The organism is Rhodococcus sp. 008 (assembly GCF_001682295.1).
Lineage (GTDB): Bacteria > Actinomycetota > Actinomycetes > Mycobacteriales > Mycobacteriaceae > Rhodococcus_F > Rhodococcus_F qingshengii.
On the sequence record NZ_CP012749.1, the window covers coordinates 3,616,387 to 3,633,532 of the forward strand.

The following is a 17,146-nucleotide window of genomic DNA, read 5'->3' on the forward strand; positions in this document are numbered from 1 at the left end:
CGGTCGTCAGGAATTCTTTCGATCCACGGCACGTCGTTCTGCTGCGGCGACAAGACCACCGGCGATGTCGCGCACCTTGACGTTCCATTCCTGCGACATCTGGACCAGAAAGTCGAAGGCTTGGTCGGCCGAGCACTCACGCTCGGCCATCAGTAATCCCTTGGCCTGCTCGATCAAGGGCCGAGAATCCAAAGCTCTTCTCAGTTCGTCATTTTCCGCGCGAAGGCGGGTGAGGACGTCTGACGCCGAACTGGACTGCTGAGCCAGCGGTCGTTGAACCTCGTATACACGATGAAGCACACCGATGACCCTGCCGTCATCATCGGTGACGGCGGAATTCACCGTATTCCAATAGCGGGTGACAAACATCCCGCTCCCGCGCTCGTCGCGCACGTCGTAACGCTGAGTCGGCAGTGCGTCCCGAGTTCGGGACCGCATCGTGCGCTCGAATGACGCTGTCAACGAGAAGATTCCATCGGCAAACGAGTCGTCGGGATTGTCGGGGAAGGCTTCGAACACTTCCACTCGGTGCAATTGATCGAGGCTGCGACCGGATACGGCAAGGTATTCGTCGTTTGCGCCCTGGATACGAAAATCGCTGTCCACGAGCAGAAGAGAAGAACTGCTTGCCGCAAATCGATCGCTACGAACGATCGAGCGGAGAGTGCTCGAACTCATGATTGTGTCGTTTCTGTCCTGTCTTCGACGGTTGCGGCCCCTGATATTTCAGAAGTAGGTGATCGCGAGAACTCCGAGGGCGGTGCCTGCCACGATCGATCCGAACAACAAACGCTGCTGCAACACGAACATCTGATACTCGCGACGTGTTTGTGTCGACGTGCCGCGCGAGTCCGCAGACATGCTCTTGCCCTTTCCTGTTGTGGGGAGTGCGATTTCGGCCGACCCCCGATCGGCCGAAACCGCGGACGGTGCGTCAGTTCTGACGCGCCTCATTTGCGGCATCCTGCTCGGTGGACGCGCCTTCGTGTACGAGGCTGCCACCCGAGTTCTCGAGGTGAGCACGAACGAACCACTGGAACTTTTCCAACTGCGCCGTCTGGCCGATCAACATGTCCTCGGTGATCGGATCGATCTTGCCGACGCTGTCGATTGCGGTGCGACTGTCGGTGATGATCCCGGTGTAGACGAGGTCGAGCGCAGCGAGGTGCGCACGAGCGTCGTCGCGGCCGACGGAGTAGTCGTCCCACGTTCGATCGCGCTCGATTGCTCCCGCGGTGCCCTTGGGCGAGTTACCCAGTGCCGCGATACGTTCGGCCACATCGTCGGCGTAGCCGCGAACCAACTCCACCTGGGGGTCGATCATCTCGTGCACGCCGATGAAGTTGGGGCCCACGACGTTCCAGTGAACGTGCTTGAGCGTGAGGTGAAGATCGTTGTAGGCGCTGAGGCGTTCCTGCAGAATATCGGCGACGGACGAACCGTCTGCGCTGCTCAGTCCCGGTACGGTGAACTCGGACATATGTTTTCCTCTCGTCTTGATGGGGATCGCCCTCCAGTGGGGCGGTCTCGCGCCATCGTCAATCGGATCGCGTGTCGGTCAGGTTCAGTGCGCGAGTGCTACTGGCTCCTCTGTCACCGGGTCGCCGTACATCATCGCGATTCGGCGCTTGACCTCTTCGGTTGTCAAAGTCGCACTTGCGACAGTGATTCCGATGCCGGTGGTGCTCTCGCCCTGTGTGGGCGGGATGTCGATCGTCGTCATCTTGCTCCCGGTGAAGAGTGTGCCGTGAGGGAGTCGGCTGAACCACCGACTCCGACGTCTGGGTGTTCTGCGCCTTCGAGCTCCAGTTATGGCGCTTTCGGGTGCTACAAAATCTATATCAGCCGATGTAGATAATTGGCAAGGCTACTTCGATTCGCGGGCGAAGGAAAGCGCATTGTGCAATCTTGTCGAAATCGGCTTTGATCTGCCATTTCACGCCCTTTCTGCTCGACGATTCTTGTTGTCAGTGGTCCTGGACACGCTTGAATCTATGTCCTGGGCGTCAGATTCACTGCGTGATGGTGCTAAGGTCGGGTGACGCCGATTGAGACAGCCGACACCGAACTAGGAGGTTCCAGTGACGTCGGAATCCCAGACCCGGGCGCTGCGCGGCGTGTACGGGATCTCAGTGATGTCTGAACTGTCCGGGGTAGGACCTCAGACGCTGCGCCTTTACGAGCGAAGGGGCTTGCTCACACCAACCCGTACCGATGGCGGTACGCGCCGGTACAGCGAGGCCGACCTGGAGACGCTCGGACGAATCACCGCGCTGATCGACGACGGAGTCAATCTCGTCGGTATTCGTCTGATTCTGTCCCTCGAGGCCGAGAATGCAGTCTTAGCGGCTCGAATCAGCCAGTTGACCGCCGAGGGGGACTAGTGGTGCTGCTCGAGACGATGCCGTTCAGGATGGAGTTTCGGTGCGGGTAGGGTCGCCGAAGTCCGCGTCGGCGGAGATCTTGTTCCCTGCCGCTGCGATCTGTTCGAGCGCGGCGTCCAACGCATCGACCAACCATTGATGCGACGCCTCCGCGAGGAGGCGATCCGGAGTGTCGGTGTTCTCGGATTGGAAGAACCGCACCAGCCATGATTCTCCGTTGTCGGGTCGATCGGAGAGTCCAGCCGCGGTATTGGTCGCCAGAAGGAACCGGTTGTATTCGAGGTCAACACGAATGGCGTACTCGCCGAACAGGTTCACCACGTTGGCCGGCCGATGAGTAGCGGCAGCGAGCGCAATGAGAGCGTCGTTGTAGGTTTCGGAGTACTTCATCGTGAGGGGCATGGTCGGCCTGTCTTTCTGGGCCGATGCAGCATTGCACGGCTATGTCGAGGAGATCAGTTCGCAGCCGCTGCTTGACGATGAACTGAAACCAATCCTAGCTCGAGTCTCCGAGCGCACTGACGCAAGCCCGTGAGGGTCAGTTGTTGCGCGCAAAGTTCGACTCACGCTCCGTGACGAACTGATCGTCCGGAAGCGGTCCGGGTGGGGCAAGCGCAGTCAGGAACGACTCGGCCCACTGATGCACATCGTGTGTCATGACCTGTCGATGCAGCGCAGCCATACGGCGACGGCCTTCCTTCGGATCCTGATGAACTGCGGTCAGGATCGTATTCTTCACGCCGTCCAAATCGTGCGGGTTGACCAGGTATGACTGTCGTAATTCCATTGCGGCACCGGTGAACTCGCTGAGAACGAGAGCACCTCCGAGGTCGCCACGACAGGCCACGTACTCCTTGGCCACCAGATTCATCCCGTCGCGCATCGGCGTCACGAGCATGACGTCGGCAGCGACGAACAGTGCGATCAGTTCTTCACGGTCGACCGGCTGATACAGGTAGTGAACGACGGGGCGGCCGATCTGACTGTGGTCACCGTTGATGCGGCCCACCTGCTCTTCGATGACGCTACGCAGGTCGATGTAGTGCTGCACGCGTTCACGACTGGGCGTCGCGAGCTGCACCATCGTGTACTTCTCCGGATCCAGACGATCCTCGTCGAGGAGTTCCTTCAAGGCTTGAAGCCGCAGGTCGATACCCTTGGTGTAGTCCAGCCGGTCGACTCCCAGCAAGATTTTCTCGGGATTTCCCAGCTCTTCCTTCAATTCGCGCGCGCGACGCAGGACCGAATCGCTTTTCGACTGGCGCTCGAGTTCGGCAGAATCGACGGAGATGGGAAAGGCGCCCACCTTGACGACGCGAGAATCGAAATCCACATGCCCGAGCGCACTTCGAACACCGACGCCCGCGGTCGTCGTCTTGAGGCCGAGAAGTTTGCGGGCCAAGAACAGGAAATTGTTTGCGCCACCAGGTAAGTGGAAGCCGATCAGATCGGCGCCCAGCATTCCCCTGACGATCTCCTTGCGCCACGGAAGCTGCATGAAGAGCTCGACCGGAGGGAACGGGATATGAAGAAAGAACCCGATCGTCAGATCTGGCCGCAGCTCGCGCAGCATCGCCGGCACAAGTTGCAACTGATAGTCCTGCACCCAGACAGTCGCTCCGTCCGCGGCGCAACGCGCGGTTTCCTCGGCGAACCGCTGGTTGACTGCGACGTAGGTGTGCCACCACGACCGCTCGAACGTCGGAGCCACCAGAACGTCGTGGTAGAGCGGCCACAACGTGTCGTTGGAGAACCCCTCGTAGTACTCGGCGAGGTCCTGAGAGGTCAGCTCGACGGGAAACAGACGAAGGCCGTCAACCACTATCGGATCGACCTTCTCGTCCGCGACCCCCGGCCAGCCGACCCAGGCGCCATCCCGCTGTCGGAGGATGGGTTCGAGCGCAGTGACGAGCCCACCCGGACTTCGCTTCCAGTTCTTGCTTCCGTCTTCGTCGGTTTCGAGATCGACCGGCAGTCGGTTTGCGACGACGACGAATTCGGAGAGCTTTTCGAGATCGGTACTCACGCCGACATCGGCTCCGCCAGGGTCTCGTCCAGGACGGAGGTCGAGGACAGGTACGCGACTGCATCGGCTGTCGAGTCGGTGTACACGATGTCGGTGTCCATCTTCAGAAGAGACAGCGGACGCCTGACAGGGTGCGCTGCGACGAGCGTCCACGGCACGCCGAGCCTCCGTGCCTTGGCCGACAGAGTCTCGATGATGGAAAGACCTCCGACGGAGATGAACTGGACGTCCGAGCAGTCGAGTACGAACGGGTGTCGCTCACCGATCAGGTCGTCCACGCAGGCAGCGAAATCAGCTCGGGACCGGACGTCGATCTCGCCGCTGACCACGAGCGACTGAATGTTTTCGGCACAGGTCGTCGTGAAGGTGGGGGGACTGTCCGTACGCTCATCTGTAGTTCTCGAAAACTCGTTCATCGAAACTCCTGACGGATTGCTCGAAACGGTTCGTTCGAACGGTCTGGTTCGAAACGGTTTCGTTCGAAACCGGGAAACGGCACGGGAAGCAACGCACGAACCGTGCTCGTCTTCAACGGCTGGGTACTCAACCGTGCTGAGTGCCTACCTTACCGCATCGCGAAAACCCAGGTGAAAAGCGTTAGATCCGTACGGATTTCAAGGTCCCGTGAGCGTCGGCCCACGGGACCTTGGTCCCGATGGTTCAGACCTTCCGGGATCAGTCGGTGTCAGTCGCCGGGCCGGTGCTCGAGGCTCCGCCCTCGTCGGCCCACGTACGTTCGCCCGACGGATCGGTCTGAACGTCCTTGGGTGCGGTGTCGGAGCCGGTTCCCGGACCGTGGTCGGTGCCGGTGGTCTGCGGCTCGTCCGTCTGATCCGTGCGGTCGGTGGAATTCTGTTCACTCATGGTGTGCGTTTCCTTCGGGAAGTCGTTGTTCATGTACTTGTCGTTTCCTGCTCACCCGGAGATATTGTCAAGACCTGTGGATGAGGGTGTTTCAGGCGACCTCCGTTTCGCTTGATTCGTCGGGCTCAGCGGGTGAGATGTCGATGGGTCGTTCGAGCAGCTTGCCTTTGTGGAACACCGCGCCGGCACGGACCAGCGCGACCAGATGGGGGGCGTTGACCGCCCGCCAGCGGGCTTGTGCGGCGTCGATCAGCTTGTAGGCCATGGCAATCCCCGCTGCGCGTGACCCAGGGCCCTTGGTGACCTTGGTTCGCAACCGCACGGTCGCAAACGTCGATTCGATCGGATTCGTAGTGCGCAAGTGGATCCAGTGCTCGGCCGGGTACCGGTAGAACTCCAGGAGCACGTCGGCGTCGTCGACGATCTTGGCGACCGCCTTGGGGTACTTCGCGCCGTAATCTACCTCGAAGGCCTTGATCGCGACCTGGGCCTTGTCGATGTCCTCGGCGTTGTAGATTTCCCGCATCGCCGCGGTCGCACCTGGATGAGCCGACTTGGGCAGCGCAGCAAGCACATTGGCCTGCTTGTGAAACCAGCAGCGCTGTTCACGGGTATCCGGAAACACCTCCCGCAGTGCCTTCCAGAACCCCAGCGCCCCATCACCGACGGCCAGCACCGGGGCGGTCATCCCGCGGCGTCGGCATGAGCGCAGCAGATCAGCCCACGACTCTGTGGACTCCCGGAACCCATCGGTGAGCGCGACGAGCTCCTTGCGGCCGTCGGCGCGGACGCCGATCATCACGAGCAAGCACAGCTTCTCCTGCTCCAGGCGGACCTTGAGATGGATGCCGTCGACCCATAGGTACACGAAATCGGTGCCCGAGAGATCCCGGTCGGCGAAGGCCTTCGCCTCGTCCTGCCATTGCGCGGTCAGCCGGGTGATCGTCGAGGCCGACAGCCCGGCACCAGTGCCGAGGAACTGCTCCAACGCCGCACCGAAGTCGCCGCTGGACAGCCCGTGCAGGTACAGCAGCGGCAACACCTCGGTCATCTGCGGGGACTTGCGTGACCACGCCGGCAGGATCGCCGAGGAAAACCGTTGCCGTTCACCGGTCTCGGCGTCGACACGGCGGTCGTTGACCCGCGGTGCGGTCACCGTCACCGCCCCCGCCGCGGTGAGCACGTCACGCTCGTGGTGATAGCCGTTGCGGACCACCAGCCGCCGGCCGTGCTCATCGAGATGCTCGGCGAACTGCTCGATGTATGCGGCGACTTCGGCGGCCAACGCCGCCGCGAGCATCTGCCGGGCACCGTCGCGAACGATCTCGTCAAGCAACGACCGACCAACACCGCTGTCGTCGTTGGAGGATTGCTGATCCTGAACTACCGTGAGCATGGGCGTACCTTCCCGAACCAGCGCGCCAACGCCGGTCCTGATCAGAGCTGATGGAATTTCAGATCATTCCCGGGAAGGTGCGCCCACTCACGCCGCCTCGCCGAGAACCATCCACAGGTTCTGATCATTGCTCGCTCACCCGCGAGGGGTACTCAGTAGGGGGTAGTGCGTCACGTCGAGCCAGTACGTCACGTCGAGTCCATACCGGCAAAGTCAGCTGTCACCGAAGCAGGAGATTTCACGTGAACCATATGACCGTGACGACCGAACACCTGCGTGCACTGCTGGGCAGTGGCCCCCATTCGGAACTGGTAGCGGTCGGGGGCGAGATCGAGATCTACGTCCCCGATGAAGAAGGGTTCGGTCTCGAGGGTATCTCGCTTGTCACTCGCGAGCAGTTGGCCGAACGTCTACCGTCCTCACCCGACAACCCCGACGAAGGTGAACTACGTATCGCCGCAGAATCGTTGAGCGAGATGATCGCCGAACTCGGCGGTTGAACTCCGAAGTTCGGGGCAGCCGACGTCAGATCTGCGGGATCGGATCCGGAGGGTACGGGTTCGGTGGCGTCGGAGTCGGTGGCACGGGCGGCGGATTCATCGGATCGGGTGGTGTCGGCGCCGGTGGTGTCGGCGGCCCCGGGTCGGGGGCGGGGCCCGGATCCGGTGGTGGGGGAGTGGTCATGAGTGCCGGGTTCCCAAACACTTGCCGAACAAACACCTAGTGTTCGGAGTGGCTTTTGGTGTTCCCTTCGGCAGGTAGATCATCGACGATGTCGACTACGGCGACGTGGATGCTCTCTGCAGAGACCGGTGGGTCCGTGTCGCCGAGGATCAGGTGAACGACGTCCACGACGGTGAACCGAACCCGGTCCGACAGTTCGGCCAGATCCACTCCGTATGGCGCTGCCAGTTCGATACGTAGTGAACGTATTTCGTGGCCGTCGACGAAGAACTCGATGCTGCTCGGCGAGCAGTGGTGCCGAGAACGTATCTCGGCGGCCAAGTGGGTGCGGAGTACGTGATCGCTCACCGACACAGTGCCTAGATGTGGACCTTCCGACGCGTGTGCGTCGAGCGGCCAACCGGACGCCGAGGTCGACCGTAGCGCCCGGATCACCTTGTCGCTGATTCGATCCCAGCCCGGCTCGGGAGCGTTCCGCAGGACGTCGGATGCGTGCGCCATCAATGCGTCGGTTCGTGATTCAGTCATCGCCACCTCGTCATTCGTTCACTCAGGTTAGCCCGTGCACGATGGTGATGCCCGCGCACCGCATCCGGGGTGAGTCTTAGAATCTTGCCGATTTGAACGAACGTGAGCATCTCCACCTCTCGCAGCGTCCATGCCGCACGCTGGCGATAAGGCAGTTCACCCAACGCTTCTTCCAGTGCCTCGAGGAACGCGGAGTTCGAGGTCGTGTCGAACGGGCCGGCCTCGGGAGACGGCACGAGAGGATCGAGCAATCTGTCGTCGATCGGTTGAGCTCTCTTGATTCGATAGCTGTCCACGATCTTTCGGGAACAGATCGCGAAAAGCCATGTTCGCATCGACGATTCGCCACGAAACGAATCGAGTCGACGCCAGGCGGCCACGAAGGTGTCCTGGACTACCTCGAGAATGTCACCTTCGTCTGCGAGCATGCGACGCGCATAGCGGTGAAGTGCAGGTCCGTAGTAGTGCACCAGTGACTCGAATGCTTCTCGGTCGCCGAGTATCGCAGCGTTCACTGTCGCGGTGTCCAAACCGTCAGGTGCTTCGGTGAGCCCCTGTGTATGCGGTAACGCCACAGTCGCTCCTCTCGCGGAAATGCGGAAAACTCGGCTGCGTTCGAAGATTGTTCGCCCGGCCGGGGCGTTGAATGTTACGGACAGTAACTAACAAGTGTCAGTGATGCACGTCACCTGACTGGGGCATTCGGTTTTGCCTTCGAGTGACGACTACACAGGTAGATCGATCAACAGGAGGAGATGACAATGGTCAGCACGCAGGTTGCGACAGCATCTACGAAGGATGTTGCATCATCGAACGACTCGGCTCTCGTGAGTTCGCAAGGAAAGACGTCGATCGCCGACACCGTTGTCTCGAAGATTGCCGGCATCGCCACGCGAGAGGTGAGCGGCGTGTACGACGTCGGCGGCGGAGCGTCGCGGGTTGTCGGGGCACTGCGCGAGCGGATCCCCGGCGCGAGTGTCAACCACTCCCAGGGAGTATCGGTCGAGGTCGGCGAAAAGCAGGCAGCGGTCGACATCGACATCGTGGCCGAGTACGGCGTATCGCTCGCCGATCTGGCCACCGGCATTCGCCGCAACGTCATTGCGGCGCTCGAACGGATGACGGGTCTCGAAGTGACCGAGGTGAACATCACGGTTCACGACGTTCACCTCGACGAGGGCAGTGACGACGAAACCGGCGAGCCCAAGACTGCACGGGTGCAGTGAGTTCCGAAATCGCCGACACCATCGCGGCGGCTGTGACGGGGATACCTGGGGTCGCCTCGCTTCATGCCGGAATGTTCGGCGAGGTTGGCACGTACCTCCCCGGTCGCCGCGTCGTCGGCGTGCGGGTGACGGAGTCGTCGACAGACATCCATGTGTGCATCTTCTCCGACGCCGCCGTTCGAGATACGGCTTTACGTATCCGCCAAGCGGTTTCAGGACTCGTTACAGGCCCCGTGAACGTGACAGTGGAAGACGTAGTCGGTCGTGCGCACGATGCCTGAGCACTCTCGGGGTTCAGTTCCTGATCGCCGATCCGCACGCCGAGAGGCGATCAGGAGCTACCACCCCGACGTGGGCGGATCTGCTGACGCGCTCAATCGAGCGCTCGAACGCGTCGACCGGGACTTCGCGTCCCCGATCGGTGTGGGTGTGCGCAGGACACTGCGCGGCACGATGCGGCAGATAGCGAAACCCGCTCGGACCCAGTACACGCGTTTGCGCGCTCGGTTTCCGGGTGCCAAGACCTACACCGAGATCTGACTCGCACCAACGAACATCATCCACAACGGAGGATTCACATGACCACCTCGACTGTCGGCCTACTGGCAGGACTACTTCTCGGAGTCGCAGCTGCTGCAGGCGGTTTCACCGGATTCCTCATCGCTCTGGTTCTCGGTGTGATCGGATACCTCGTCGGTGGTCAGCGTGACGGCGAGTTCGATCTCGGTGTGATGCTGAAGGGTCGCGGACGTGGCTGAGACAGCTCGACCGGAGTCGTCTGTGCTTGCCGAGCCGGGCGATCGTGGAACGCTGACGATTCGAGACAGAGTCGCGCAGAAGTTGGTTCTCGAGGCGACGCGCGGGACCCCGGGGGTGCGTCATCACGCCGGCGGCATGGACAAACTGACCGGGCGCGAATTGCCGAGGGCGCGAGTGCTGGTATCCGGCAAGCGGGTACGGGCCAAGGTGGACATCGCGATCGAGTGGCCCGGATCCTTGTCGGTCATCGGTACCGCGGTGCGAGAGAACGTGACAACCCAGTTGCAGTCTGTATCGGGCCTGGACGTAGACGGCGTGGACGTGGCGATCGTGAGCGTTCTCCCGGCATCGACCAAGCGTGACGCGGGAAGGAAAGTGCGATGACCGCCGACAAGGTCGCACCACCCACTGCCTCGAGGGCTGCTGCTCCTGTTCCCCTTGCGGCGCCGGGATCGGCCGTCACGGGATTCCTCATCGCCGCGGCGCTACTTGCGCTCGGCGTGGTCGGCGTCCGCGACGCGCTGGTGGATACCGGCGTGATTACCGGGTCGCAGTGGATACCAAGTGCTGCCGCATATGTGGACGGGCTCGCGTACGAGGGTTGGATGTTGCCGGCGGGGATCGCAGCCGTCGTTCTCGGCCTGTGGTTCGTCATCCTCGGACTCAAACCGCGACGAAAGACTGCCAATGCCTTGGTCGGAGTCGCGAATACGTGGATCGATCCCGCCGATGTAGCGGCGATAGCGTCTGTTCGCGTCGAGTCACTGGCCCAGGTTCGATCCGCTTCGTCACACGCGACCCGGCGCAAGCTGGAAGTGAAGGCCTCGGTCACGCCCGATGGAGCCGCCACCGCTGAATCTGAAATCCGTGCGGTGCTGGGGGACTTGGCCGGGTCGCTGTCACCATCGCCGCGAATCAAGGTTCGTATCCAGACGGGATCGCTGTCATGACTCGGACGGCGACGGCGATGGATCGCGTGGCGACATGCGTCGTGGGGATGCTCGCGATAGCGCTGGGAGTTGCAGCGATCCTGTGGAATCGCGACGTGATCAAGGATTTCCCGGCGCGTATCGAGATCCCGTGGGCTGAAGATCTTGTCGATCACTCGTGGTGGCCATGGGCTGTCGGAGCTGGGGGAGTATTGCTAGTCCTCCTCGCGTTGCGGTGGTTGATCGCGCATGTGCCGCTGCGTCGGGTGAAGGAGATCGCCGTCCATGGGTCGAACTCACACAATTCCATCACCGCGGATCTGGGTGCGGTGGCGGAAGGGGCGAGCGCATCACTGGAGGGCTTCGACGAAGTGTCGCGTGTCCGAGGAAAAGCGTTGCTCGATCGTGGAGTTCGCACGATCGATTTGCGAGTGACATTGAGACGTAGCGTCGTATCCGGATCGGAAACGTTGTCCGAGCTGATTTCTCGCGTCACCGACACGGGGGATCAAGTCGCTGCGGTGGTCGGTGATCCATCCGTCGCGACCAGAACTCACATCGCCGTGGAAAGCGCGAAACACGATGAGCCGAGAACTCTCTGATCAATCGAGGTTTGAGCCTCCCGACGGCCGGGTATTGGTAGACCTCCCGATCGTGCACAGAGTCATGGATGTTGCTGTGGCACTGTGCGTCACGGTGCTCCTGGCGACCGTCACTTCGATGGCGATCGCGATCGTAGTGACGCTGATCATGTGCGCGTCGGTGAGTGTCGTTTCTCGTATGTGGTGAATCGCCAGTCATTTTGGTTCTGTCGTGAACACCTGATAGAAAGGTAAGCAGACAATGTGGCTGCTACTGAGTGCGCGATCCCCCGCGTCGTGCGGCGGAGAGTCCGGTTGTGTACAAACACTACCCGCGATCACGGTCTAGTTGCGCGGGCCGATCGCTCGGAACTCTCCCTTTACCGGCAGTCTCTCATTGCGCCGCCCCTCTTTACTCTAAGGAGTCCAAATGCTTCCTCTCGGTATCATCGCCTGGATCATCATCGGTGGACTGGCGGGTTGGATCGGCAGTAAGATCATGAAAACCGATGCGCAGCAGGGGATCTTCCTCAACATCGTTGTCGGTGTCATCGGCGGTCTGATCGGTGGTTTCCTGCTTCGAGTCTTCGGCGTCGATGTCGAGGGCGCGGGCTGGATCTTCAGCTTCCTCACTTGCCTCCTCGGCGCTGTCATCTTGCTGTTCCTGGTCAAGGCAGTCACCGGAAAACGCTGACACGCATTTGTCCACGCAGTTCGAGTTCGACTGAATCCACGACCGAATTCCACGGCCGAACGCACGACCGAATCCACACCGAATTCAAGAAGGAGAAATACATGTCTGACTTCATCGACAAGGCAAAGCACCGCGCTGAGGATCTCATCGGCGAAGCGAAGGAAAAGTTCGGAAACGCCACGGGCAACGATGATCTGGCTGCCGAGGGTGTTGCCGATCAGGGCGAGGCGAAGGTCAAGAAGGCCGGAGACACTGTCAGTGACAAGGTCTCGGATATCAAGGACAAGTTCACAAGCTGAGTGAGCTTCGGCGCGGTTGATCGGCACGTCCGGTCAACCGCGCTTTTGTGTGCCTCCTCGGCCGTTGCGGCTACCGCGATACGCGAACTTGCGCGTTTCTGCGAGCCACTCCGGAAGCATGCGCATGTGGGCCGGTGTGTTCAGAATCGGATCGAAGGACGGCTGGAGGCAATCCGGGTGGTCCTCGACCTCGTCGAGACAGAGATGCCCGATCGGTATCAACTGAAGTTGAATTCTCGCGAGGTACACGGAGAAGTGCAGCGGGGAATGATCGACCGCAGCTTTCAATGCAGACAAAGAAGTGCCGGCCGGATGGACACCGCGCGGTGTCACGATCAGCCACGCCGCGGCACCGCCCGCGCGTGAGTAAGGAACCAGTGTGCTGTATCTCGCGCCGTTCCACGAGAAAGCCGGAGCTGGAAACATTTTCGAGAAGGTAGAAAGTCCTGATGTTGCGAGAAGAATGTCCCACGGGTTTTCATCTGCGCCGACATCGTGCAACCGAAGCGCCAGGCCGAGTACGTCGGGTAGGTCTCCGGGTGTTCCGAGGGCTTTCGACATTCGAGCGGTGACGGTAATCGTCGACGACTCCGATACCGGCCACCATGGGGTGGCCGGCTTCAATGTTCCCTTCAGTTCGATCCCGTGAGGGTGAAAAACCCTGGCCATGCGCAGCGATGATGCGAAGTGGAACGGCGCACCGACCAGCTTCCCGATCGCACTCCTGCCGGCGGGGATGATCGAATTGATCGTCACAGCTTCCTTTATCTGAGAATTCTCCGCCCGTGAAGCGCCCGGACTGGACGGACGTTCAGGCGTATTGACGGGCTTTTCAGTGGCGTCTTTCGACTTCCCAGTGGTGGTGATTGCTAATCATGTGACATGCCGTAACAAAAGTCTCGCCCGCCGGGATAATTAGCCAAACGCATAAATTGGTCGTTATGGTTTGTTTGTCCGTAACGGTGCGATCGGACCTGCGACCGTCGCGAACTGGCGAGATTGCTACTCGTGATTTGTGTTTGGTGATTGCGCGGAAACAAGAAATGTCGAGGAGACACGCTGATGGGCCACTCTCGAACCTGGCTGACGCGCGCGCTGGCAATGCCGGTGGCTGTCGCGGTCACTTTGTTGCTTCCGCTCGGCAGTGTCGCCTCCGCCCAGGATTTCGAGGACGACGCAGATACTTCGGTGGCCGCCGCAGCCACAACTCCGATCTCCTTCACCGAACTCGGACGAGGAACAGACATCGTGTTCTCCTCCGATGACGCACCCGTCTTGGTGACCGTGCCGGTGCCGGACGGACTCACCGCAACAGCCGTGACCGGAATCCTGACCGCCCCGACCGACTTCAGTAGGGGTTGGCTCGAAGTGACTGCGGACGGCAGATTGGTGAGCCGCGTCGACTTCGACGCCGGGCAGGCCGGAACCGGCCTACCGATTTCGGTTCCGTTGCAAGGTCTCGAAGTGGTCGACCGGAGCGTGACCGTGTCGATGATCGCTCACCTCGTTCCCGTCGACGACCGCTGCTACGACCGAACGAGATACCAGCCCCTTGCGCTCCGGGATGCCTTTGTCGCCTACGACGGTGCCGAGCAGCAGCCCACGACTGTTGCAACCTTCTTTCCGCCGATTTTGAGGAAGGCAACCATCTACGTCACGGATGGTTCGTCACGGTCACAGCAGAGTGCGGCTCTGCAGCTGAGTGCAGCGATTGTCAACAAGTACGGAAGTCAGCCTGACGCCGTGGTGGTGGAACAACTGCCGAACGGCCAGAGTCTGCCGTCCGCTGAGCCGGGACTGTTCGAGAGAGCTGTAGTACTCGGCAACAGTGGGGACGCCGGCATCGATCTCGCGGCTGCTCCGAATGGTGCACCAGTGCTGCGAATTTCAGGGGACGACAAGACCCTCGTTCCTCAGGTCAGTCTGTTGGCGGCGAACTTCGACGGCTACTGGGCGGCGAGCAGGGCGCTCGCGTCACCGGACAACACAGTTGCCCAGATTTCCCAGGACGCCATCACCGTCGGTGAGCTGAAGCTCGGAACGTTGACGGCTTCCGGTCTCAATCACATCGAGGTCGACGTCCCGTTCAGCCAGTCGCAACTGGGGCGTCCGATGAAGGACGTGTCGATCCGAATGATCGGTTCCTATGTACCGCTGCCGAATTCACGCAACGGAGAACTGTCGATTTCGCTGGGGGACTCACGGCTTGCTTCGCAGACGGTGAACGAGACAGGGCGCTTCGACATCGGCGTCGATGTTCCGAACGAACTCCTGCGTCGCGACCTGACCTTCGAAGTCTCGATGGATGTGACCGGCGACTTCCAATGCGGCACCAGTAGCCCGTCTTCGCTCACTGTCGATCCGGCAAGCACCATCACGTCCACTACCGGATTCCCGCCGACGCCTGGAGGATTCCAGGCATTACCGCAGTCGATGCTGCCCACACTCGATGTCGGTTTGAGTCACGGTGATTTCGCAGATCTCGTTCGCGCGCAGCGCCTCGTTGTCGCGATGCAGCGGTTGAGCTATCTGCCGCTGCAACCGCGTGTGCTCCCCTTCGGCGACGCGGCGACCAGTTCGCTGCCGGCGTTGTTGATCGCGGCGGACGGGAAGCTTCCCACTCCGGTGGCTCTACCCATGGACACAGCAGATCAAGGGCTCCTGCGCTTGCAGGGTCTTGAATTCGGTGGACAATACGGTGCCTTGCAGGTGGTTTCGGGTTCGCACAACGAAGTGGTGGCGCTGACCTCTGAGGGTGATGCGGCCGATGCCGACGGTCTGCTCAACTGGTTGGAAAGTGGGAAGGACCGGTTCGCAGAACTGACCGGCGATCTCCTGGTCGCGCCTCGGGGAAGTGAGCCCTTCGATGTCGGAGTCAACGTCGCCCCGTTGGGCACCGCGGCCTCGGCCGAAGAGGAGACCGGACTGAGCGCGGTCACGATCGGCTGGATCGGATTCGGGACCGTGGTTCTGATCGCTGTTGCCGTCGGTGGTGTGCTCGTAGCTCGGCGTCGCGGACAGTGACCGTCACCGATCGCCCGGCCCTGTCCGTCGCGGTCCACGATCTACCGGGCCGCAAGCCATGGCGGATGTTCGTCGCGCTCTTCGCGATCTACACCGCGTTGGGCGTGTGGATGAACGCGGGTATCGGGTTCATCTTCACCGATTCGCTCAGCCGCGTCGCCGCGGTGTCGGCGATGCTGCTCAGCCGTGATCCGCACTTCGCGGCGATCGGGTTCGTGTTCACCCCGTTGACGGCGGCAGTCCAGATTCCGATGGGCCTGATGGGTCATTGGTGGCCGGATCTGCTGCGGTGGAACATCACTGCGGTCGTGATGTCCGCGGCCTTCATGGCTGGTGCTGTGATTCAGGTACGTGGGATCAGCCGCGACCGTGGGTGTGCGCGATGGGTCACCGTCGTCCTGACCGTGCTGTTCGCTGTCAACCCGATGATCATCATGTACGCGGCGAGCGGAATGAGCGAAGCTCCGTTCCTCTTCTTCGTTCTGTGGGCGACACGTCGGTTGATTCGGTGGATGCGAAGCGACGACGTACACGACCTCATCGGTGCCGGCCTCGCTTTCGCTCTGGCGTACCTCACCAGATACGACGCATTGGCCCCGCTGTTCGTCGCGGTGGTGCTGGTGACCGTGGTGAGTTGGCTTCGTTTCCGCCCGACTGCTGACGAGCGCGGCGAGGGCGCGGGGCCTGGCTTGCGGCTCTGGGCAGCAGCCCTCGACGGTGCCGTAGTGCTGATGCCGGGATTCCTTGCCTTCGCCTTGTGGTCGTTTGCCAGTTGGCTCATCACAGGTCAAGCGTTCCAACAGTTCTCGTCGGTCTACGGGAACAGTTCCATCCTGGAGCAGGCTGGTGCCGGAACCGACTCACCGATCGCCCGTCTTGCGTTCTCGATTACCGAAATGGCCGTACTCGGCCCGGCGCTCCCGGTGCTCGCGGTCCTTGCAATCATCTACGCACTTCGGCGGCGCGACACCGAAGTGGTCGTGCCTCTTGTGTTGTTCGGCGCCATCCTCGGTGCCCAAACCTTGCTCTACGTGATGGGATCGACGTTTCCCCTTCTGCGCTTCTACATTTCGATCATTCCGCTGTGTTTCGTGTTGGTCGTCCTGATCGCACCTCGCGGTGCGCCGGTCGTCACGCGTCGACCGGGGGCTGCTGCGTCACGCTCGGTATCGACGTACCCCGAGCAGTCGGGGCCCTCTCTGCCCCTTGTGATCTCTCTGTGCTTGCTGGTCGGGTCGACGCTGGTCACGTTTGTCGCGATGGGTAATGCGCGGATCGCAGTGCTCGAGCATTCCATTGCCAGTGCGATCATTCCGGGCCGGCAGAACCTGGAGGAGCAGACGAATCTGCGCACGTTTGCGGCCGAGCGTCGCATCGCCAGATACCTGGACGACTTGGCTCTGCCGGAGGGGTCGGTTCTGCTCGACACCGTGCAGAGCTATGCCGTCGTGGCGTCGTCGAACAACCCTCGGCAATTCGTCGTGCCTTCCGATGCGGACTTCGTGCGCGTACTGAACAACCCCGCCGAACATCACGTCGAATACATCCTGTCGGTGCCGAACACCGGTCGCGGTGTGTCGGACGCGGTCAATCGGCGCTATCCGACGATGTACGACACCGGGGCCGGCGGTGTGGGAGCGCTGGTACTCGAGGTTCCCAACGACGGCGGCATGGACCCTTCGGCCTGGCGTTTGTATCGCGTCACCGGTGAACGGCAAACGGGTCGATGAGGCAATTCGTGTGGGAGGATTG

General features: G+C 61.3%; 26 protein-coding genes. 14 read left to right on the forward strand and 12 right to left on the reverse strand.

Translation table 11 applies throughout. From position 1 onward, the window contains the following. Positions 1–6: 6 nt before the first annotated feature. From AOT96_RS16840 to AOT96_RS35765, 4 genes are all read right to left on the reverse strand, one after another. Complete coding sequence (locus AOT96_RS16840) at positions 7–678, reverse strand: ANTAR domain-containing response regulator (protein ID WP_042925720.1); 672 nt, start codon at positions 676–678, stop codon at positions 7–9. Positions 679–726: 48 nt separating this feature from the next. Continuing rightward, positions 727–861: a hypothetical protein gene (locus tag AOT96_RS36345; protein WP_256082897.1), complete on the reverse strand. Its 135-nt coding sequence runs from the start codon at positions 859–861 to the stop codon at positions 727–729. 73 nt (positions 862–934) lie between these two features. Further along, positions 935–1,480, reverse strand: a complete 546-nt coding sequence (locus AOT96_RS16850) for a Dps family protein (RefSeq protein ID WP_003943731.1) — start codon at positions 1,478–1,480, stop codon at positions 935–937. An 84-nt stretch (positions 1,481–1,564) separates the two neighbouring features. Beyond that, complete coding sequence (locus tag AOT96_RS35765; protein WP_003943664.1) at positions 1,565–1,723, reverse strand: hypothetical protein; 159 nt, start codon at positions 1,721–1,723, stop codon at positions 1,565–1,567. Positions 1,724–2,081: 358 nt separating this feature from the next. On the opposite strand from AOT96_RS35765, the gene AOT96_RS16855 reads away from it, so the two are divergent. After that, positions 2,082–2,384 carry a MerR family transcriptional regulator gene (locus AOT96_RS16855; RefSeq protein WP_058227578.1) on the forward strand — a complete coding sequence of 101 codons (303 nt, stop codon included), beginning with the start codon at positions 2,082–2,084 and terminating at the stop codon, positions 2,382–2,384. A gap of 24 nt (positions 2,385–2,408) precedes the next feature. On the opposite strand, the gene AOT96_RS16860 is transcribed toward AOT96_RS16855, so the two are convergent. From AOT96_RS16860 to AOT96_RS16880, 5 genes are all read right to left on the reverse strand, one after another. After that, on the reverse strand, positions 2,409–2,786 hold the full coding sequence (locus AOT96_RS16860; RefSeq protein ID WP_007726560.1) for a hypothetical protein: 378 nt from the start codon (positions 2,784–2,786) through the stop codon (positions 2,409–2,411). Between the two features lie 136 nt (positions 2,787–2,922). Next, a complete protein-coding gene (locus tag AOT96_RS16865; RefSeq protein WP_064075809.1) occupies positions 2,923–4,410 on the reverse strand; it encodes an alpha,alpha-trehalose-phosphate synthase (UDP-forming) in 1,488 nt (495 codons plus the stop codon). Continuing rightward, positions 4,407–4,826, reverse strand: coding sequence for an STAS domain-containing protein (locus AOT96_RS16870; protein ID WP_007726563.1), 420 nt, complete (start codon positions 4,824–4,826; stop codon positions 4,407–4,409). Before AOT96_RS16870 ends, AOT96_RS16865 begins: the two co-directional genes overlap by 4 nt. Positions 4,827–5,085: 259 nt before the next feature. Next, positions 5,086–5,274 carry a PI-type proteinase gene (locus tag AOT96_RS16875; RefSeq protein WP_136472457.1) on the reverse strand — a complete coding sequence of 63 codons (189 nt, stop codon included), beginning with the start codon at positions 5,272–5,274 and terminating at the stop codon, positions 5,086–5,088. A 91-nt stretch (positions 5,275–5,365) separates the two neighbouring features. Beyond that, on the reverse strand, positions 5,366–6,670 hold the full coding sequence (locus tag AOT96_RS16880; RefSeq protein WP_042927240.1) for an IS256-like element ISRer3 family transposase: 1,305 nt from the start codon (positions 6,668–6,670) through the stop codon (positions 5,366–5,368). A 251-nt stretch (positions 6,671–6,921) separates the two neighbouring features. On the opposite strand from AOT96_RS16880, the gene AOT96_RS16885 reads away from it, so the two are divergent. After that, on the forward strand, positions 6,922–7,170 hold the full coding sequence (locus AOT96_RS16885; protein WP_007726566.1) for a hypothetical protein: 249 nt from the start codon (positions 6,922–6,924) through the stop codon (positions 7,168–7,170). Between the two features lie 220 nt (positions 7,171–7,390). Here AOT96_RS16885 and AOT96_RS16895 read toward each other — a convergent pair whose 3' ends face one another. After that, positions 7,391–7,882, reverse strand: coding sequence for a hypothetical protein (locus tag AOT96_RS16895; RefSeq protein ID WP_231917220.1), 492 nt, complete (start codon positions 7,880–7,882; stop codon positions 7,391–7,393). After that, positions 7,879–8,457, reverse strand: coding sequence for an RNA polymerase sigma factor (locus AOT96_RS16900; RefSeq protein WP_007726571.1), 579 nt, complete (start codon positions 8,455–8,457; stop codon positions 7,879–7,881). The genes AOT96_RS16895 and AOT96_RS16900 overlap by 4 nt, the downstream gene beginning before the upstream one ends. 186 nt (positions 8,458–8,643) lie before the next feature. On the opposite strand from AOT96_RS16900, the gene AOT96_RS16905 reads away from it, so the two are divergent. From AOT96_RS16905 to AOT96_RS16945, 10 genes are all read left to right on the forward strand, one after another. Next, complete coding sequence (locus AOT96_RS16905; protein ID WP_003943699.1) at positions 8,644–9,108, forward strand: Asp23/Gls24 family envelope stress response protein; 465 nt, start codon at positions 8,644–8,646, stop codon at positions 9,106–9,108. Beyond that, a complete protein-coding gene (locus tag AOT96_RS16910) occupies positions 9,105–9,389 on the forward strand; it encodes a hypothetical protein (RefSeq protein WP_042925714.1) in 285 nt (94 codons plus the stop codon). Before AOT96_RS16905 ends, AOT96_RS16910 begins: the two co-directional genes overlap by 4 nt. A gap of 70 nt (positions 9,390–9,459) precedes the next feature. Beyond that, positions 9,460–9,648 (forward strand): hypothetical protein, encoded by a 189-nt coding sequence (locus tag AOT96_RS16915; RefSeq protein ID WP_007726577.1) that lies wholly within the window; start codon positions 9,460–9,462, stop codon positions 9,646–9,648. Positions 9,649–9,686: 38 nt separating this feature from the next. Continuing rightward, a complete protein-coding gene (locus tag AOT96_RS16920; RefSeq protein ID WP_003943629.1) occupies positions 9,687–9,866 on the forward strand; it encodes a hypothetical protein in 180 nt (59 codons plus the stop codon). After that, on the forward strand, positions 9,859–10,251 hold the full coding sequence (locus tag AOT96_RS16925; RefSeq protein WP_051649755.1) for an Asp23/Gls24 family envelope stress response protein: 393 nt from the start codon (positions 9,859–9,861) through the stop codon (positions 10,249–10,251). Before AOT96_RS16920 ends, AOT96_RS16925 begins: the two co-directional genes overlap by 8 nt. Next, positions 10,248–10,817 carry a DUF6286 domain-containing protein gene (locus AOT96_RS16930; RefSeq protein ID WP_007726582.1) on the forward strand — a complete coding sequence of 190 codons (570 nt, stop codon included), beginning with the start codon at positions 10,248–10,250 and terminating at the stop codon, positions 10,815–10,817. Before AOT96_RS16925 ends, AOT96_RS16930 begins: the two co-directional genes overlap by 4 nt. Beyond that, positions 10,814–11,398, forward strand: coding sequence for a hypothetical protein (locus AOT96_RS16935; RefSeq protein ID WP_065352045.1), 585 nt, complete (start codon positions 10,814–10,816; stop codon positions 11,396–11,398). The genes AOT96_RS16930 and AOT96_RS16935 overlap by 4 nt, the downstream gene beginning before the upstream one ends. 64 nt (positions 11,399–11,462) lie before the next feature. Continuing rightward, positions 11,463–11,585 (forward strand): hypothetical protein, encoded by a 123-nt coding sequence (locus tag AOT96_RS36350; protein ID WP_003943707.1) that lies wholly within the window; start codon positions 11,463–11,465, stop codon positions 11,583–11,585. A 222-nt stretch (positions 11,586–11,807) separates the two neighbouring features. Further along, positions 11,808–12,071: a GlsB/YeaQ/YmgE family stress response membrane protein gene (locus AOT96_RS16940; protein ID WP_003943661.1), complete on the forward strand. Its 264-nt coding sequence runs from the start codon at positions 11,808–11,810 to the stop codon at positions 12,069–12,071. Positions 12,072–12,172: 101 nt separating this feature from the next. Next, positions 12,173–12,370 (forward strand): CsbD family protein, encoded by a 198-nt coding sequence (locus AOT96_RS16945; RefSeq protein WP_007726588.1) that lies wholly within the window; start codon positions 12,173–12,175, stop codon positions 12,368–12,370. A gap of 33 nt (positions 12,371–12,403) precedes the next feature. On the opposite strand, the gene AOT96_RS16950 is transcribed toward AOT96_RS16945, so the two are convergent. Next, positions 12,404–13,126: a hypothetical protein gene (locus tag AOT96_RS16950; protein ID WP_065352046.1), complete on the reverse strand. Its 723-nt coding sequence runs from the start codon at positions 13,124–13,126 to the stop codon at positions 12,404–12,406. A gap of 306 nt (positions 13,127–13,432) precedes the next feature. Here AOT96_RS16950 and AOT96_RS16955 point away from each other — a divergent pair, with 306 nt between their 5' ends. Both AOT96_RS16955 and AOT96_RS16960 read left to right on the forward strand, forming a co-directional pair. After that, complete coding sequence (locus tag AOT96_RS16955; protein WP_065352047.1) at positions 13,433–15,394, forward strand: hypothetical protein; 1,962 nt, start codon at positions 13,433–13,435, stop codon at positions 15,392–15,394. Then, positions 15,391–17,124 (forward strand): ArnT family glycosyltransferase, encoded by a 1,734-nt coding sequence (locus AOT96_RS16960; RefSeq protein ID WP_065352048.1) that lies wholly within the window; start codon positions 15,391–15,393, stop codon positions 17,122–17,124. The genes AOT96_RS16955 and AOT96_RS16960 overlap by 4 nt, the downstream gene beginning before the upstream one ends. The last annotated feature ends 22 nt before the right edge of the window (positions 17,125–17,146 follow it).

Excerpts from the sequence above, each read along its gene's own strand:
- AOT96_RS16840 (WP_042925720.1), bottom strand. The coding sequence starts at position 678 with ATGAGTTCGAGCACTCTCCGCTCGATCGTTCGTAGCGATCGATTTGCG.
- AOT96_RS36345 (WP_256082897.1), bottom strand. The coding sequence starts at position 861 with ATGTCTGCGGACTCGCGCGGCACGTCGACACAAACACGTCGCGAGTAT.
- AOT96_RS16850 (WP_003943731.1), bottom strand. The coding sequence starts at position 1,480 with ATGTCCGAGTTCACCGTACCGGGACTGAGCAGCGCAGACGGTTCGTCC.
- AOT96_RS35765 (WP_003943664.1), bottom strand. The coding sequence starts at position 1,723 with ATGACGACGATCGACATCCCGCCCACACAGGGCGAGAGCACCACCGGC.
- AOT96_RS16860 (WP_007726560.1), bottom strand. The coding sequence starts at position 2,786 with ATGCCCCTCACGATGAAGTACTCCGAAACCTACAACGACGCTCTCATT.
- AOT96_RS16870 (WP_007726563.1), bottom strand. The coding sequence starts at position 4,826 with ATGAACGAGTTTTCGAGAACTACAGATGAGCGTACGGACAGTCCCCCC.
- AOT96_RS16875 (WP_136472457.1), bottom strand. The coding sequence starts at position 5,274 with ATGAGTGAACAGAATTCCACCGACCGCACGGATCAGACGGACGAGCCG.
- AOT96_RS16880 (WP_042927240.1), bottom strand. The coding sequence starts at position 6,670 with ATGCTCACGGTAGTTCAGGATCAGCAATCCTCCAACGACGACAGCGGT.
- AOT96_RS16885 (WP_007726566.1), top strand. The coding sequence starts at position 6,922 with ATGACCGTGACGACCGAACACCTGCGTGCACTGCTGGGCAGTGGCCCC.
- AOT96_RS16895 (WP_231917220.1), bottom strand. The coding sequence starts at position 7,882 with ATGACTGAATCACGAACCGACGCATTGATGGCGCACGCATCCGACGTC.
- AOT96_RS16905 (WP_003943699.1), top strand. The coding sequence starts at position 8,644 with ATGGTCAGCACGCAGGTTGCGACAGCATCTACGAAGGATGTTGCATCA.
- AOT96_RS16920 (WP_003943629.1), top strand. The coding sequence starts at position 9,687 with ATGACCACCTCGACTGTCGGCCTACTGGCAGGACTACTTCTCGGAGTC.
- AOT96_RS16930 (WP_007726582.1), top strand. The coding sequence starts at position 10,248 with ATGACCGCCGACAAGGTCGCACCACCCACTGCCTCGAGGGCTGCTGCT.
- AOT96_RS16935 (WP_065352045.1), top strand. The coding sequence starts at position 10,814 with ATGACTCGGACGGCGACGGCGATGGATCGCGTGGCGACATGCGTCGTG.
- AOT96_RS36350 (WP_003943707.1), top strand. The coding sequence starts at position 11,463 with ATGGATGTTGCTGTGGCACTGTGCGTCACGGTGCTCCTGGCGACCGTC.
- AOT96_RS16940 (WP_003943661.1), top strand. The coding sequence starts at position 11,808 with ATGCTTCCTCTCGGTATCATCGCCTGGATCATCATCGGTGGACTGGCG.
- AOT96_RS16945 (WP_007726588.1), top strand. The coding sequence starts at position 12,173 with ATGTCTGACTTCATCGACAAGGCAAAGCACCGCGCTGAGGATCTCATC.
- AOT96_RS16955 (WP_065352047.1), top strand. The coding sequence starts at position 13,433 with ATGGGCCACTCTCGAACCTGGCTGACGCGCGCGCTGGCAATGCCGGTG.